Genomic DNA, 16,235 nt, shown 5'->3' on the forward strand with positions numbered 1-16,235 from the left:
TATGAAAAAATATATAACCATATTTCTTACGGGTATTTTATTGGCCGTATCCAGCTGCGATGGGGATTTTGCTGATATCAATACTGACCCGAACCGTGCGGGTGGAAATGTATTCGATCCAAATCTTATTCTTCCTACTGTCTCCTTTAATTATGGCAACATGATGACTGGATATAGTGGAGCAATTCTTTTTCAGAGTATGTGGGTGCAATTAATGGCTTCCACTTCTACTGGAGGAGCCAATTATTACTCAAATGCTGACAAGTATTTAGCATCTGGTAGTACAAACAGTTATATCCAAAGTGTTTGGAATGACGGCTTCTCAGCAGCATCCAGAGTATATCAAATGCAGGCTCTTGCTGAGCAAAAAGGATTCTCCAACTTAGTTGCAGTAGGTGAAATCTGGAAAGTTCTTACTCTTTCGTTTGTTTCTGATGTTTATGGAGATATTCCATACTCTGAAGCATTGCAGGCTGAATCAGGAATCACTCAGCCAAAGTATGATTCACAATCTGAGTTATACATGGCGATGCTTTCTGATCTTGAGGGTGCTCTTACTTCTATCAACGCTTCAGGAGATCAAATCAAAAATGACGTCCTTTTTAGAGGTGATTTGACTAAATGGAAAAAACTTGGCTATTCAATTATGTTGCGAATGGCAATGCGATTAGTAGATGTGGACCCAACTACTGCTAAGTCTTATGTTCAAAAAGCTATTGCCGGTGGTGTTTTTGCATCTCCTGCAGACGAAGCAGTTTTGGTATCTGATCAGGCAAACGGATATTCCAATTCAAGTGCAAATGCGCTAAACGTAACTGACGATGTGTATGAAGTACGTTGGTCAAATAAGTTGATTGATTACCTAAAATCAAATAATGATCCTCGTTTGTCAATTATTGCTGAAATTCCTTTAGCAGGTTTGGCAGCAAATAAAGGAACTGCAGTGGGCAATAATAGTCCAAGTGCGCAGATAGGTATGCCAAATGGATATGACCTAAGAGGTGGTGCAACAGATATTACCAACGCACCAAACTATCCCGGTCCTACAGGATCAGGTGGTGACGTTGCCCCAATTGGTAATTATTCTAGACCTACTGCTATATACAGAGATCGAGATGCACCAGTTTTCATTTTGACCTATGCGGAAATTCAGTTCTTGCTAGCGGATGCAGCTGCAAGAGGTTATTCTGTGCCGAGCTCCGCTTCAGCCTATTATGCTGCTGGTTTGCAAGGTGCGATGACTTCTATTGCGAAATTTGGCGGAGGAACAGTATCGGCTTCAGAAGCTTCTGCTTATGCTTCTGCAAATCCGTTGGATACAAGCAACGCAACTGCATCGCTGAAAATGATCAATACTCAGATCTGGGCTACCACCGGAATCTTCGCGAATTTTGTTGAAGCTTGGAACAACTGGAAAAGATCAGGTTATCCTGAGTTGACTCCAGTTAATTATTCAGGAAACTTCTCTTCTGGTCAAATTCCAAGAAGACAGCTATACCCTGCTTCTGAAAGCACTACGAATCCAGTAGGATTGGCTAATGGTATTTCTAGTATGGGTGGAGATACTTGGATTAACAACGTATGGTGGGATGTAGATAATTAATTCCTTATCCATCATAGATTATTTGATTTCTGACAGAGGCTTTGATTAATTTCAAAGCCTCTGTCTTTTTAAATTAGTTTTATGAACATAGTCACTAGCTTTATCCCAGAATGAAACTAATCGGAGTAGATATCGGAGGATCACATATCTCAGCTGCCCGAGTCAATACGGGAGATCAAACAGCATCATTTGAAGATTTTAATGAAGCTGATGTAAATACCTTCGGAGATAAAGAAACTATCATTTCAGCGTGGGCTGAGGTCGTAAAGAAGGTGGCTGGAGAATCTGCAAACTACAAATTGGGTGTTGCAATGCCAGGGCCATATGATTATGAGAATGGAGTTTCTTTCATCAAAGATCAGGGGAAAATGGCTTCTCTTTATCAGCTTTCTGTAAAAAACTTACTTGCTGAAAGTCTTGAAATTGCACCTTCTCAAATCGTTTTTACCAATGATGCTGAAGCTTTTCTTTCAGGTGAAAGCTTTGCTGGAGCTGGGAAAGAATTCCAGAACTCTATTGGAATTACCTTAGGGACCGGACTGGGTTCTGCGATCAAAGTTTTTGATGTAGTTAAGGATGGGAAGCTTTGGACTGCACCATTTCGAGATGGAATAGCTGAAGATTATTTAGGAACAGCTTGGTTTATAAAGTACGCTTCAGATCAATTTGGAACTGAGATTTCAGGAGTTAAAGATCTGCTTGATCAAGATTTCAACTCAGATATTCCTAAAAAGATTTTCGAGATTTTTGGCAGAGCATTGGGTGAATTCTTATTTCCGTATCTCGTCAGATTGCATTCTGAAGGTGTAGTTCTCGGAGGTAAAATCAGTTTGGCTTCTGCACATTACCTTCCTTCCACTCAAGATTATCTAAAAAAGATGGGCTATTCTGTACCATTTAAAGTTTCCGAACTTGGTGAGAAATCTGCTTTAATAGGTAGCTGTTTATCATTCCTTTCAAAATAATATTCTATGCAATTTAAGCGACTTTCGTATTTGTTAATCTTGGTTTTTGTGGGAGTTTCCCAGTTTGTTTCGGCCCAAACTCATTATGATTTAATCATTGTTGGGGGAGGAGCAAGTGGAACGGCTGCAGGAGTTGCTGCAGGAAGATTAGGGACTAAAACTTTGATTATTGAGCCTACTGTGTGGTTGGGAGGTATGCTGACTTCGGCTGGTGTTTCGGCTATTGATGGAAACCACCGACTTCCATCCGGAATTTGGGGAGAATTCAAATCAAAATTGGAAGATTACTATGGAGGGGAGGAAAAGCTATCCACTGGGTGGGTGAGCAATACCCTGTTCGAACCTAAAGTTGGAAATAAGATTCTTCAGGAAATGGCTAATTCAGTGGATAATTTGACAGTTTCTTTTGAAAGTGAATGGAAAACGGCAAGCTATTCCGATCTAACCTGGACAGTATCTTATTCAAAAAATGGAAAAAACTACACGGTAGAAGCTCCAATTTTAATCGATGCAACTGAATTGGGAGATGTGGCTGCAGCTCAGGGTTTGCCTTACCGGCTTGGGATGGATGCAAGAGATGAGATTGGAGAAAACTTTGCGCCAGCGGAAAGTAATGACATCATTCAAGATCTGACTTATGTCGTGACACTTCAGGATTACGGGAAGGGTGCTGATAAGACCATTCTAAAACCTGCCAATTATGACCCGGAAGAATTTGCCTGTGCTTGTGCTCACGCAGATCCGATTACGGATAAGGATCCAACCTTGGATTGTGGGAAAATGCTTGATTATGGGAAACTTCCCAATGGAAAGTATATGATCAATTGGCCGAATTGTGGGAATGATTATTACTTGAACATAGTAGAAATGAATCCTGAGGAGCGTACTGTGGCTCTAGAAGCAGCAAAGCAAGCAAGCCTTAGATTCATTTATTATATCCAACATGATCTTGGATATCAGCATTTAGGAATTGCTGAGGATGAATATCCTACTGAAGATAATCTACCGATGATTCCGTACCACCGTGAGTCAAGACGATATGTTGGTTTGGTGGATTTTACATTGCCGTATGTACGAACCCCGTACAGCGCGCCAAGTCCACTTTACAGAACTGGGGTTGCAGTGGGTGATTATACGATAGACCATCATCACAAGAAGAACCTAGATGCTCCTGCCATTGATTTTATCAAGATTCGAGTGCCTTCTTATAATGTTCCGCTCGGAGCTTTGATCCCAAAAGAGCATCCTGCCTTGATCCTAGCGGAGAAAAGTATTTCAGTTTCGAATATTGTAAATGGAGCTTCACGTTTACAGCCTGTTGTTTTAGGGATCGGTCATGCCGCGGGAGTTTTGGCTGCTGTTGCGGTCAAAGAAAAGAAAGAACTGCAAGACGTATCCATTCGAGAAGTTCAGGCTGCTTTATTATCTCAAAATGCTTACATCATGCCTTTTTTAGATATGAAACCCAGTGATAAAAACTTCATAGCAATGCAAAAAATCGGAGCCACGGGGATTTTGAAAGGGGAGGGAGTTCCCTATCTCTGGGCAAATCAAACCTGGTTTTATCCAGATCGATTGGTGACAGAATATGAGTTAGTAGATGGGTTGAGACCTATTTATCCTGAATTAAAAGAATTCTGGGGCGCTTCTGGAGCTTACTTGACGGGAGAGCGATTTCAAGTGATTTTGGAAAAAATCAAACCAAATACCCCGCTTCTTGAAATAGCTGAGTTATGGAAGCGAGCTGAATTACCGGGGAATTTCACTTCAGAAACAGAACTGACTAGATTGGAGGTCTCGGTGTTGTTAAATGAACTGATTGATCCTTTTGGAATAGCGGTGGATTGGAAGGGTACTTTTTTGAAGTGAGGTGTCCATCATCATTTTCCCAATCCCACATAAGGTTATTTTCGACTTTTGGCGAGTGGAAAGCTTGGCAAGCAATCCATCCGAGATCGAAGTCGATTAGATCAATTGTTTTCCTGATTAGGTATTTTTACTAGCTTGTGAAAAAGTAGCTACACAGGTAAAGGAAATCAGCTAATCATAAATCAAATTCATATGGGCTTATTAGGTAAGATTTTAGGTAATTCAAGTGAGGTTTCTGTTGAAAAACTAACAGAAAAGTACGGAAGATTAATCGCTGATGGCGAGCAGATCGAACTGGGATTTCAGCTGATCCGCGATACGTTTATGTTCACCAACAGACGTCTAATCCTAATAGATGTCCAAGGTCTGACAGGCAGCAAAGTAGAGTACAAATCCATGCCCTATAAAAGCATTTCGAGATTTTCTCTGGAAACTGCGGGTACCTTTGATTTAGATGCGGAACTTAAGATTTGGATCTCCAGTGAGAATTTGCCTTCTGTCAGCAAAAGATTCAATAAAAGCATCGATGTGTATGAAGTTCAGAAATACCTTGCCGGGAAGGTGATGTAAATAGGAAGAATTAACTTTCATCTATGTAGTCCAAACTCACTGGATGTAGTAGGACGTTTGACGCACTTGAGCTTGACTATCAAAAAGAATTTCTAATTCGTTATTTTGGGTATAAGTTTAAAATTTTGTAATTCAGCCAATTATAAATTGGTAAGGATAGTAGGGTGAACTTATAAACGCACCCGGTCACTACGAACTTTTGACTAAGCCGAGCGGGATTTTTAGAAAATAATGTTCGGAAATCTGCTAAATTGATAACCTATGAACGAAAAGGAATTTTTTAGAATCCGATTGTATTTTGCAGGATTTGCATCTATCTCTATTGGTGCACTTTTAATGTGGAATCATTTTCATGGCGGAGTGCCAAGCCATCATGTACTGGCAGATGAAACCTTACCGCTTATTTCTAATTGGTGGGGCATTCTTGTGATTCCGTTACTGACTTTGCTTCTCACTTATCGTATTCAAAAGAGAATCTATCGTCCCAATGATCAGAAAACATCTATCCTTCTAAAGCAGGTCATATTTGGATTTTTAGTGGCCTTGTCTTTTGGGATACTTCTCGCATTCTTTTTTGCTGCCGGTAATCAGGATATGCCAGGCTATATGATTTTGGGACTGCTCCCGCTTGCATTCTTCTTTCCAATTTATAGAGCAGAATGTCTTTTGGGTTTTGTCTTTGGTATGACATACACTTTTGGTGCTGTTCTCCCTATGGGCATTGGTTCACTCCTTGTTTTGATTGGTGCGGGGATTTATCTACTTCTCAGACCGGCAATAATCTATGTCGGTTCGAAGTTGATCCGAAGTGGATCTTCGGTTAAAAATCAGTCCGGTGGAATGAGGATCTGAATTACTTTTTCTGAGTGTAGTCCTTTTTGACTTTTGGCAGTATATCTACGCTCGACTATCAAAATGGATTCAGCGAAGTAGTCAGGATCCAATTCGGTGATGAAAATGAAATCAAAATATAAGATATTGAATCAGCTAGTACCAGTGAAAATCTGAATGCTGAGGTTTTAGGGCGTAGTTGCAACCTCACCCATAACTTTTGACTACGTCGAGCAGGAAGGACTTTAATCCAATCGAATTGATTTACTCCACTCTTCCAGCCTTTCTCATACCAGTTCCTTCAGATTCTGTCAAAGCATCGCCCAAATCAACTCTAGCCTCATTAGCAAACTGATTTAATTTCGCCAGGATTTCAGGATTACTTTTTGAAACGTCAGTCGATTCAGCAGGATCCGCAGCAAGGTCGAAAAGTTCTGCTTTTTCCAAATTCAACATGTGGTATTTCACAGGAATTCCATCATTTGGCATCACTGTTCCTTCCGGAATACTTCTATAGCTATGAGGAAAAACGAGCTTCCATTTTCCATAAATTACTGCTTGAAGTTCATTCCTGTTATAGTAAGCGAAATATGGTCTCGGCTCCATCTCTTTGCCTTCGAGTATGGGTAATATGCTACTTCCATCAATCAGCAATTCTGGAAGTTTGGCACCCGTTATTTCTGCTAAAGTCGGAAGAATGTCAATCGTCATTGCAGCTTGGTTTTCTACTTTTCCAGCAGGGAAATGATTTGGCCAAACAAAGATCCCAGGTTCACGGATTCCTCCTTCCCATGAAGTTCCTTTTCCTTCTCTCAGACCAGCAGTCAACCCTGCATGCCCGCCATAAGATAACCAAGGTCCATTGTCCGAAGTAAAGATGATAATGGTGTTTTCTGCTAGGCCTAATTCCTCTAATTTCTTTCGTACTTGACCCACAGACCAGTCTATTTCCATCATCACATCACCATAAAGTCCTTGTTCAGATTTGCCTTTAAATTTATCAGAAACGAAAAGCGGAACATGCGGCATGCTATGTGCCAAATACAAGAAGAAGGGCTCTTCCTTACTCTTTTCTATAAACTTAATAGCCTCCTCAGTATAATTGGTTGTAAGCATACTTTGATCGTCTAGCGTGTCAATGACAGCAGTATTTCTATACAAAGGAAGTGGTGGGTAATAGTCCTTAGCCTCAGGATGATGCGGCCACATATCATTGGAATAAGGAAGCCCATAATACGAATCAAATCCTTGTTCAGTAGGGAGGAAAGGAGCGAGGTGTCCCAGATGCCATTTTCCTACCATGCCTGTCGCATAACCATTGCCTTTGAGCATTTCTGCGATGGTCGTTTCGGTTGGGTTTAAACCATGCTTTGCAGTATGGTCCAGTGCGCCAAAAATCTCTAATCTATTTGCGTAAGTCCCAGTTAGCAATGCAGCTCTGGAAGCAGAACAAACAGCATGAGGCACATAGAATTGGGTAAATCGAACTCCGTCAGCTGCCAGTTGATCTAGATTTGGGGTTTTCCATTCTGTCGCTCCATAAACTCCCAGATCTCCATAGCCCATATCGTCTGCGAAAATCAATATGATATTGGGTTTGGTTGGAGATTCAATTGTTACCTTTTCATCTGGTTTATTTTGAAATGATGCAAAAGCGGCTAAAGCAATTAATAGAGGGAAAAGTAGATTAGAATACGATATGGTCATATTTTTGCTTTTTTTATTCTTTACTTCCAACTTTTGACCAAATCATCTTCCCAATCTTTTCTCCCTGACTTACTCCGTTTTCTATGGCATCCCGAAAGTGAATTCCGCCATAAAGTCGAGAAATGGCAGCTTCTTCCGAAGCTAACAGAAAGGATTTGAAAGGTCTTTCTGGAAGACCAAAATAGATTTCAGAACTATCGACAAAGTCAAAATCATCTCCGAAATAACCTGTCAAAACTATAGCTGAAGCTCTGCTGATTACGGAGTGGCCAGAGGTGTATTCTGGAAAAGGCGGAGTTTGTAAAAGCGGTCTCCATCTCTGATCCATTTGTTGATTGATCACCGTTTCTGGACGGATTCTATCAGTTTTGTATTTAGCTTTCCAGCAGGAAATAAAAGCATCGTGAAGAGCCATTCCCACCAACGAATGAACATAGGCTGTTTCTGCAAATGAAAGTTTCGCTTTTTCAGCAGCAATTCCCGTGATACCAATCCAATGTCCCCCCGGAGAAATTTTCTTTACTCCGATTGCCATGTGACCCGAAAACTCTACTTTGAAAGGATTACAATCCCAGAAGTTGGCGATCAACTTTCTTTCCTCATTCAATTCGTTGGTAATGTTGTATACTTCCATCAATTGGTTGTGAAAAGAGCTTCCTTCGCTCATGTCGAAAGGAGCCATGGGTGCGGGTTCATATTCTTCCAGGTTTTGTATGAAAAAAGGTTTAATGGTTTTCCACTCTGGTTCTACCGCTGAGATGTAAGCTGGAGGCGTTGGATACCAAAAGCCCTCCCCTTGTTGAGGAGTATAGCGGGTCAATGTAGAAAGTTGAAGATATCCATCTTTTTTAGCCACTTGCATTACTTTGGCAGCGACAGACTCTGCAAAAGCTATATGTGCCTGAAGTTCTTTCTTAGAAATTATTTTTGCCTTTAATGCGGTTTCTGTCCACTCTGATTGTTTTTCTTTCAAAAGATAGCCGGAAGGCATGATGGCTTCACCTACCTTGAGCATGGCGTAAATTGCCGCAAATTCAGGTGATTTGATCCCGGAAACTGCGATTTCCCAATCTTGCTCTGCTAGATAGGTTTGGTCCAGGATATTTAGATTTTCAAACCCGTTGCCGGATTCTTTTGCGATTAGGTAAGCAGCAAGGTTGGAATAGGCATAAATCCGAGCAGCAACGGGAGGACTCGCCACATCAGTGACCATCACTTCGGTAATGTGAAATAGTTGCTGAGAATAGAGTTTAGGCCAGTTGATATCCTTTGGCCTAGCCCAGGAAGTATTCATCACTAAGCAAATGAGTATTAATAAAGTAAAAGAGGATTTTATTAGTTGACTCATCTGATTTTATAACTTTCCAGCGGTTGCTGATTGATTCCAAAAAGAAGCTGGACTTCTGAGTTTATTTTGATTGGCAAAATAGATTTTATGTCTCCTTTGATAGCTAAACCAGATTCAGCGGGACTGAGTGGAGTGAAATTCCCGTCACCATTACCTATTAGTACCAGACCAAGTCCGGCATCCATCAATCCAATTCGTATTCTTGTATAGGTTTGGTTGCCTCCTAAAATCAAATCCATGTTCCCATCCTGATTCAGGTCGATTGGTAATATACTAAAGATAGGAAATGATTGAGCTAGCCTTGGGAGTGATTTGACTTTGAAGCCATTTCCAGTGTTTTCTAAAACTACTGATTCTAAGGTATTTGCTTCCAAAACCTGCGCATTTTCTAATTCCTGAACTGTAAAAAGATCATCCATTGTCGCTTTCGAATAAGATGCGTAATCTGTGAATCGACTTCTCATACTTGCCATTTGATCGAGCAATTCATCACGACTCGGATAAGGATACATTTTGTCTCCCACAAAGCATTCTAGGATAGGATCGATTGATCCGTTTTGGTCAAAATCTGCTGCATAAAGCCGGAGCTTTTTGTTCTCATCAGCCTCGAATTGGGAGTTTAGACCAAAGTTGCCAGCGATCAAATCCATGTCCCCGTCGCCATCTAAATCTGCTTTGGATAGTTTATTCCACCAGCCGGAAACTGGTGAGCTGAAATAAGTAGATGTTTTGTTTTCTAAACTAGTTCCCGTATTGATCAAGACAGTAATGGGCATATATTCTCCCGCGAGAATCAGATCCAGCCTCCCGTCTCCAGTCAAATCAATCAATTCTGAAGAAGTGATTAAGCCTATTTTCCCTGAATTTGGCAGATAATCTTTTGTCTGATCGGTGAAATTACCGCTGCCATCATTGATCAGCAATTTGCTTTCAGGGATGATCGGATAACGTCCAGGGATCAATCTCGCCCCTACAAATAAATCCAAGTTTCCATCTCCGTTTGCATCAAAAGCCTGGGCAGTTCCCGTGCTGAATTTATAGTCAGGAAAGGAGCTTTGCATTGTCATTTTTCCTGTGCCATCATTCAGATAAAGCCTATCCAAAAGGGATTCATCAGAGCCTAAGTAATCGTGATATCCTCCACTTCCTATGAATAAATCCTGATGGCCATCTCCATTGAAATCCTCGAAAATAGCCACTGCATCGGTAAATTCATTAGAAGACTTGAAGCCTGAATAGTTCTTCCAACCTCCTTTTTCAAACGACATTATTTTTCCAGCTTGCCCTTTTGAACCGCCAATAAAAACCTCTGGATTTCCGTCGCTATTTAGGTCTCCTTGCGATAAAACTGGACTGATGTAGCTAGGCATGGTAAGCATTAGAGGCTGACGCTTAAAGTCATTATACTGATTTGGCTCAGGATTATATTCCGGAGCAAAATCACTTTCAGCCAATAATGGAGCTGGCCTAACAGAAGATTGAGTGCGTTCGGAACTTTCTTTTTGAATAGTGAGGTGTTGATTTGCAGGAACGTTTTCGATGAATTGCAGCGAACCATCTGGCCATATAACTTGAATCGAAGGCACAATGGAAAGATCGTCTAGTCCGAATTGAAGCCTAGGACTGACTGAGGATTGGAAGCCTCTGACGGGCTGTACTTCTAGCGTTTGATTTTCCCAGCCTGTGAATACTTCCACTTTTGCACCTAGAGCAAATGTATTTGCTGAATTTTCCTTAAGTGAAATTTGTATCCAATTTTTACTAGGACTTACATTTTGATAGATTGACGCTTGCTCATTCAGGTTGTTTACCACCAGGTCGAGATCTCCATCATTATCCAAATCAGCGTATGCCGCGCCACTGGAAAATCCTTTTTCACCAAAGCCCCATGCTGTTGACCTATCTTTAAAGTCTAGGTTTCCTGTGTTTTCAAAAATGTAATTGTGAATAGGAGTGGAGGTCATGGTTGTCACCAGATGAAGCGTGTCAGCCTGTTGCTTTGCGATCGCTTGCTTGAAATAGTAATCTCCTTTGTACTTCAAAAAATCTCGGTTGGTATAGTCCCGATAATAACCATTGGTGATGAAAAGATCCTTTTTACCATTATTGGTTGCGTCAAAAAACAAAGCAGACCAGCTCCAGTCGCTATTAGAAATGTTTGCGAGTTGACCTACTTCTGAGAATAGCCCACCACCTTGATTTAGCTGAAGCATATTCCTCATACTTTGATGGTGAAAACCCTCCTTTATCATCAAAGCATATTGTTCGTAATTTTCGGGGCCATAGAGCAGCTTTTGTCGCTCATTGTCATCAGGAAGCATATCGAGGGTATAGACGTCTGGCTTGCCATCGTTATTGATATCTGAGATGTCAGCCCCCATAGAGAAGTGGGAAATATGCTGAAAATATTCAGTCATACGATCGGTAAATGTACCGTCACCATTGTTAATGTATAGATAATCAGGCTCTATGTAGTCATTGGTGACTAGTATATCCGGCCAGCCATCCTGGTTAATATCTGACGAAACAATTCCTAACCCAAACCCCAAAGCAGAACCTTGAATGCCTGCTTGCTCACTGATATCGATGAATTTACCATCATCATTTCTGTAAAGCTTGTCACCAGCATAGGGGTGTCTGATTTTTTTTACTTCATCAAATTCAATTTCATTGATAGCTTGTATATGATGATTGAGCAAGTACAAATCTAGGTCTCCATCCTTATCAAAATCAAAAAATAAACCTTGAGTACTATTAGAAAGATCAGCTAGACCATAGGCAGTCGCTTCATCTTTGAAAGTAAAATCACCTTGATTGATCCAGAGTTCATTTGCTCTGAATTCCGGTTTTCCCTTACCCGAATAACAAACGTAAATGTCTAATAAACCATCCCCGTTCACGTCAGCCATACTTACGCCTGTAGTCCAAACATCCTTTCCTGCGACTCCAGCAGATTTGGTTATATCATCGAATTTCCAGTTTCCCAGATTCCGGTAAACTTTATTGGGACTCATGTTTCCGGTGAAAAATATATCCTCCAGGCCATCATTGTCCAAATCTCCAACAGCTACGCCACCACCATTGTAGAAATATTCATAGCGTAGAATATTGTTTTCCCCGTCTTCTTTCAGTTGATTTTTGAAAGTAATCCCAGATTTTTTATTGGAGATTTTCTCAAAATTCGTAGAAGGAGATTGAGCTAAAAGGGTGTTTACTGGTTGGAGTAATATGAGAGACCGTAACGTCAGTATTAAGACTGTTTTAGATTTAATAAGGAAACGCATGAGTTTATATAGAACTGAGGTTTAGCCTAGTCTGCTGATTAAATCTTCAAAGAGCTTTTCATTCACAACAGCAACTCCACCCAAAAGGCCAACATCTTCACCTAATTTGTAAAGGGCGAGTTGAGATTTTTCACGTGATTTTGCCATGCTGTATATGTTCAACGCTTGCTGAATTGGGGTAATCAAATATTGATTTGCTTCAGCGACAGAACCGCCAATAATTATTAGTTCAGGGTTTAGTACTTGGATAAGCATAGATATGCCTCTTCCTAGATCCAAGCCAGCTTCGGAAAGGATGGTGATTGCTCTCTGATCACCAGCCAAGGCGGCTTCTACCACAAGACTTGGAACAATACCACCTTCTAGGTTTCGAGCCATTCTTGCTAATATACTGTCCTTATCAAGTTTAATGGCTGCCTCAGCCATCTTCACGATAGCTGTGCCAGATGCAACAGCCTCCAAGCAGCCCTTTTTACCACAAATACAAGTCACGTCTCTGGATTCAAAAATTGGGGAGTGACTAAATTCTCCTGCAAAACCAGATGCTCCTTGATATAGTTTTCCGTCTATGATGATTCCTAACCCTATTCCCCAACCAATAAAGAGGCCTAGTACATTCTTATAATGATGATCAGTAGCGAATTTGAATTCAGCTAGTGTCATTGCGCGGGCATCGTTTTCAAGGAATATTTTCTTTGAAAATCTAGTTTCTAGGTTTTCTAGAAGTGTTTTTGAGCCAAATCTGAGATAAGTGTAATTCACACCACCAATCGAATCTGTCAAACCAGGCATGGAAAATCCGATCGCGATTACTTTTTGTGCGGGAATCTCTGTCTTAATCAAGTAAGATTCTATCAGTTGACAGATATGCTCAAATGTTTCCTTTTCGTTGTCCAAACTGATTCTATGACTTTCCTTCTCTGTCACAATGGTGTGATTGCATGAATAAAGAGCAAGGTTCATATTGAACTTGGAGAGATCGACGGACAGCACATAGAAAGCATCTGGAGCCAATCTATATAAATCTGGCTTACGTCCACCCTGAGACTCTGCGCGTCCTTGTTTGATTACTTCTCCGCTCGAAATCAAGTCGCCTAGCAGTGAATTGACTGTTGGCAAGGAGATTCCAACTTCAGCGCAAATCTCGCTTGCAGTGTTGGCACCTTTAGTGTATAGGTTCTTGATAATCTTGATTTTGTTGAGGTAGCTTTTAATTTCTACCACACCTTCCATTTTGTCGATTACTTCCTGAGGATTTATTAAATGCATAGGGTTAAGTTATTCCTGAATTACGGCAATTTTTGATTTTCAAAAAAACACTTTATTAAAAAAATAAGATAACGTGTGTTTATTTGTGGCGAAATTACAGAATCCTCAAATAGTAAGGGGTTGTTTTCTCTAAAAGATTTCAAATGTGAGATTTTCATTGAATAATTCATTTTTAGAATGAATTAATTATTTTTGGGAAATGTATTTTGACAAATAGATATGAATTTAATAGAGATTGATGCTGGTCTTGGCAAAGAAGACGTGTTTCAGAAAGTTGAAGACTTTTTGACTGTAAAAGGATTTAGAATTTCCAAAATAGATCAGACGAGACCTTGGGGAGGTTTTTTTGTTCTGGAAGAAAACCAAATCCGTGAATTTAGAGCTATGTTTTTCGAGGATGTTGATCTTTCGGAGGAGCAACTGAAGCTAAAGTTAAGTCCAAAGTTTTTATTGGTAGCTCCAGGTAACAGACTTTCTTGGCAGTATCACTTTCGTAGAGCCGAACTTTGGAAACTTATCAACGGTGAATCTGGAATCGTACGTAGTGAAACAGATGAACTTGGAGATTTAGAGAAAATGGAGCTCAATAAAACGGTTTCCTTAAAGCAAGGTGAACGCCACAGGTTAGTAGGCTTGGATACCTGGGGGATTGTAGCTGAAATATGGATGCATGTGGATCCGGAGAATCCATCCAATGAGGAGGATATAGTAAGATTAGAAGACGACTACTCTAGGAAATAAAAAAAGCTCGGGGTTTATCCCGAGCTAAAAAGCTTAAAATTTGTCGTCCGTAGCTCAATCACCCTTAAATAAACTATTCAGTTAAAAAAAATCCTACAGGACTAGCTGAAAGAGTGACTGAATGTATATGTAATTATTTGAAATTCAAAATTATGCGTGTAAAAAGTAACTCTCTTCCCATGGAGAGCTTTTTACAGTAAATCTATCTTTTTCGCTATCTCTTCAGCTTCGGCAGCCAGTCGGTCAGCTTCTTTTCTGTTTACCTGAGATGCTTTATGCACTTCAGCCAGCTTTTTCGAATAGGCTTCTTGAAGCTTTTCCTTCTCTGATTTCTTATTGAATAATCCGAACATATAGTTTTTATTAAAGAAACTCTGTGAAAATAGATTTGTTATGGATTAGTTGAAATTAAGTAGGCTGGTAACTGATTCTTCCTGAATCTCGTCGTTTCTATAATTGATCAAATCCTCTAACCTTCCAGCTGGATTATAGTATCTCCAAGGTCCTTCTTTTCTTCCGTCTTTCATTTGTCCCTCAGATGCTTTTCTTCCGTTTTCATGGTAGAAAAGCCAAGTGCCATCGGCTTTCCCTGAGACATAATTTCCCTCTGATTCCTTCTTGCCATTGACATAGTAGGTGATTCTGGTTCCATCGCCATCTTTCAATGTTCCCCTATCTAGATTTGCACTTCCGTCATAGGTTTTATAATCACTTACATTCATTAAGCGGCCATTGTCCCAAAATTCTTCTTGGGTAAGCTGTTTATTGTCATAAAATAGCCCCCAAATTCCATTTTCGAATCCGATTTGGTAACTGCCTACGGATTTCAGTTGTCCACCATCGTAATAGTAAACCCACTGACCGTTTTCTAGCCCAAGAGTGTATTCTCCTTCAGCTACCAGTATTCCAATTTTGTTGAAATATTTATAAAGACCAGTTTTGAGATCATTCCGATATTCCCCGATCGAATAGATTTCTCCATCTGGGAAGTAATTTTTCCAAATTCCAGTTTTCATGCCATTTTGATATTGGCCAGACACTGACACTTGGCCAGAATTGTGGTATTCTACATATTCGCCAACTGGAACGCCTAGGTCATATGTTTTACGCTTCGCTACTGCCTTGTTAGGAAAAAATTCTTCCCAAGTGCCTACTGCTATGCCATTCTCATATTTTTCTATTCTTGCCAGTCTTTGATTTTCATAAAAATACCTCCAGGTTCCAATTCGGTTGCCATTCTCGTCATAAAATTCTTCTGACTCTTTGGATTTGGTGCCTGTGAAGTAGCGTGTCCATTCACCTATTTTTTTACCGTCTTTGTAATTTCCTTCTTCTACCACGAGATTTGGATAGGTTAGTCTTTTAAAAGCACCATCCAGTTCGCCTTCTTTATACAATCCCTCAGTAATCAATATCCCCTCTTGATCGTATTCTAGAAAAGGACCTTCCCTGAGGCCTTTGACATAAAATTCTCTTACAGCAACTTCTCCAAAGTCATAATATTGCACCCATTGACCGGTCTTTTTGCCGTTTTCATACTGGCCTTCCAAGGACACCTGAGTTGCATCAATGTATTCTGGCACCCCAGTTCTACCGAAATATTCTACGTATTTGCCTAAAATGACAGAATCCTGAAATATCATTTCTTTCTTCAAAGCACCATCAGCATCATATAATCTAGAGGTGCCAAAAAGAGTCCCGTCCTTATATTCCGCCACTACTTTTCTTTTTCCATCAGGATAAAAACTACTCCAAATGCCATCCCGTGCTCCATTTTTGAATATGCCTTCAGTCAGAAGGGTATTTGTTTTGGGATTGTAATATTTCCATAAACCTTCTCTGAGTGCACCTGTAAGAATCCCAGTTGCCATCAGCGTTGAATCTGAATTGTACTGGCGAACCACGATGCTTTCTTGGGCAAACAGTGGCGTACTTAGAAGAATTAATGCGATAAGAATATATTTCATATAGTTTTTGTTTCGAGTGGATTCAGAGGGTTATCTGAATCTTTCAAAAGGAAGATCTGAATAGTGTACGAATCAAGTTGA

Annotated in this window: 12 protein-coding genes; 6 read left to right on the top strand and 6 right to left on the bottom strand. The window is 40.3% G+C overall.

Features of this window, described 5'->3' with window-relative positions:
- Position 1 precedes the first annotated feature (1 nt).
- The 5 genes from BVH04_RS15085 (at position 2) to BVH04_RS15105 (ending at position 5,859) form a co-directional block, all read left to right on the top strand.
- Positions 2–1,603 (top strand): SusD/RagB family nutrient-binding outer membrane lipoprotein, encoded by a 1,602-nt coding sequence (locus tag BVH04_RS15085; protein ID WP_086542301.1) that lies wholly within the window; start codon positions 2–4, stop codon positions 1,601–1,603.
- A gap of 110 nt (positions 1,604–1,713) precedes the next feature.
- Complete coding sequence (locus BVH04_RS15090; RefSeq protein ID WP_086542302.1) at positions 1,714–2,568, top strand: ROK family protein; 855 nt, start codon at positions 1,714–1,716, stop codon at positions 2,566–2,568.
- 6 nt (positions 2,569–2,574) lie between these two features.
- Positions 2,575–4,437 (top strand): FAD-dependent oxidoreductase, encoded by a 1,863-nt coding sequence (locus tag BVH04_RS15095; protein ID WP_086542303.1) that lies wholly within the window; start codon positions 2,575–2,577, stop codon positions 4,435–4,437.
- Positions 4,438–4,629: 192 nt separating this feature from the next.
- Positions 4,630–5,007 (top strand): PH domain-containing protein, encoded by a 378-nt coding sequence (locus BVH04_RS15100; RefSeq protein ID WP_086542304.1) that lies wholly within the window; start codon positions 4,630–4,632, stop codon positions 5,005–5,007.
- Positions 5,008–5,268: 261 nt separating this feature from the next.
- A complete protein-coding gene (locus BVH04_RS15105) occupies positions 5,269–5,859 on the top strand; it encodes a hypothetical protein (protein WP_086542305.1) in 591 nt (196 codons plus the stop codon).
- 243 nt (positions 5,860–6,102) lie between these two features.
- Here the strand turns inward: BVH04_RS15105 and BVH04_RS15110 are convergent, their stop codons facing one another.
- From BVH04_RS15110 to BVH04_RS15125, 4 genes are read right to left on the bottom strand one after another with little or no spacing between them, the layout of a single operon-like run.
- A complete protein-coding gene (locus BVH04_RS15110) occupies positions 6,103–7,545 on the bottom strand; it encodes a sulfatase family protein (protein ID WP_086542364.1) in 1,443 nt (480 codons plus the stop codon).
- Positions 7,546–7,558: 13 nt separating this feature from the next.
- The gene (locus BVH04_RS15115) at positions 7,559–8,893 is read right to left on the bottom strand and encodes a vanadium-dependent haloperoxidase (RefSeq protein WP_086542306.1); all 1,335 of its coding nucleotides are present in this window, start codon (positions 8,891–8,893) and stop codon (positions 7,559–7,561) included.
- A complete protein-coding gene (locus tag BVH04_RS15120; protein WP_086542307.1) occupies positions 8,890–12,177 on the bottom strand; it encodes a VCBS repeat-containing protein in 3,288 nt (1,095 codons plus the stop codon). The genes BVH04_RS15115 and BVH04_RS15120 overlap by 4 nt, the downstream gene beginning before the upstream one ends.
- 21 nt (positions 12,178–12,198) lie before the next feature.
- Positions 12,199–13,446, bottom strand: a complete 1,248-nt coding sequence (locus BVH04_RS15125) for an ROK family transcriptional regulator (protein ID WP_086542308.1) — start codon at positions 13,444–13,446, stop codon at positions 12,199–12,201.
- Between the two features lie 219 nt (positions 13,447–13,665).
- Between BVH04_RS15125 and BVH04_RS15130 the strand changes: the two genes are divergently transcribed.
- Complete coding sequence (locus tag BVH04_RS15130; protein ID WP_086542309.1) at positions 13,666–14,187, top strand: cupin domain-containing protein; 522 nt, start codon at positions 13,666–13,668, stop codon at positions 14,185–14,187.
- 191 nt (positions 14,188–14,378) lie between these two features.
- On the opposite strand, the gene BVH04_RS25185 is transcribed toward BVH04_RS15130, so the two are convergent.
- Entirely contained in the window at positions 14,379–14,540 is a 162-nt protein-coding gene (locus tag BVH04_RS25185) for a Lacal_2735 family protein (protein WP_116116491.1), read from the bottom strand.
- A gap of 45 nt (positions 14,541–14,585) precedes the next feature.
- Positions 14,586–16,154: a toxin-antitoxin system YwqK family antitoxin gene (locus BVH04_RS15135; RefSeq protein WP_086542310.1), complete on the bottom strand. Its 1,569-nt coding sequence runs from the start codon at positions 16,152–16,154 to the stop codon at positions 14,586–14,588.
- Positions 16,155–16,235 lie beyond the last annotated feature (81 nt).

This window comes from Algoriphagus antarcticus (assembly GCF_002150685.1).
In the GTDB taxonomy this organism is placed as follows: Bacteria; Bacteroidota; Bacteroidia; order Cytophagales; family Cyclobacteriaceae; genus Algoriphagus; species Algoriphagus antarcticus.

Bases quoted from the DNA above. Each gene is read 5' to 3' on its own strand.
- BVH04_RS15105 (WP_086542305.1), top strand. From the start codon at position 5,269: ATGAACGAAAAGGAATTTTTTAGAATCCGATTGTATTTTGCAGGATTT.
- BVH04_RS15120 (WP_086542307.1), bottom strand. From the start codon at position 12,177: ATGCGTTTCCTTATTAAATCTAAAACAGTCTTAATACTGACGTTACGG.
- BVH04_RS15115 (WP_086542306.1), bottom strand. From the start codon at position 8,893: ATGAGTCAACTAATAAAATCCTCTTTTACTTTATTAATACTCATTTGC.
- BVH04_RS15110 (WP_086542364.1), bottom strand. From the start codon at position 7,545: ATGACCATATCGTATTCTAATCTACTTTTCCCTCTATTAATTGCTTTA.
- BVH04_RS15090 (WP_086542302.1), top strand. From the start codon at position 1,714: ATGAAACTAATCGGAGTAGATATCGGAGGATCACATATCTCAGCTGCC.
- BVH04_RS15095 (WP_086542303.1), top strand. From the start codon at position 2,575: ATGCAATTTAAGCGACTTTCGTATTTGTTAATCTTGGTTTTTGTGGGA.
- BVH04_RS15130 (WP_086542309.1), top strand. From the start codon at position 13,666: ATGAATTTAATAGAGATTGATGCTGGTCTTGGCAAAGAAGACGTGTTT.
- BVH04_RS15085 (WP_086542301.1), top strand. From the start codon at position 2: ATGAAAAAATATATAACCATATTTCTTACGGGTATTTTATTGGCCGTA.
- BVH04_RS25185 (WP_116116491.1), bottom strand. From the start codon at position 14,540: ATGTTCGGATTATTCAATAAGAAATCAGAGAAGGAAAAGCTTCAAGAA.
- BVH04_RS15100 (WP_086542304.1), top strand. From the start codon at position 4,630: ATGGGCTTATTAGGTAAGATTTTAGGTAATTCAAGTGAGGTTTCTGTT.
- BVH04_RS15125 (WP_086542308.1), bottom strand. From the start codon at position 13,446: ATGCATTTAATAAATCCTCAGGAAGTAATCGACAAAATGGAAGGTGTG.
- BVH04_RS15135 (WP_086542310.1), bottom strand. From the start codon at position 16,154: ATGAAATATATTCTTATCGCATTAATTCTTCTAAGTACGCCACTGTTT.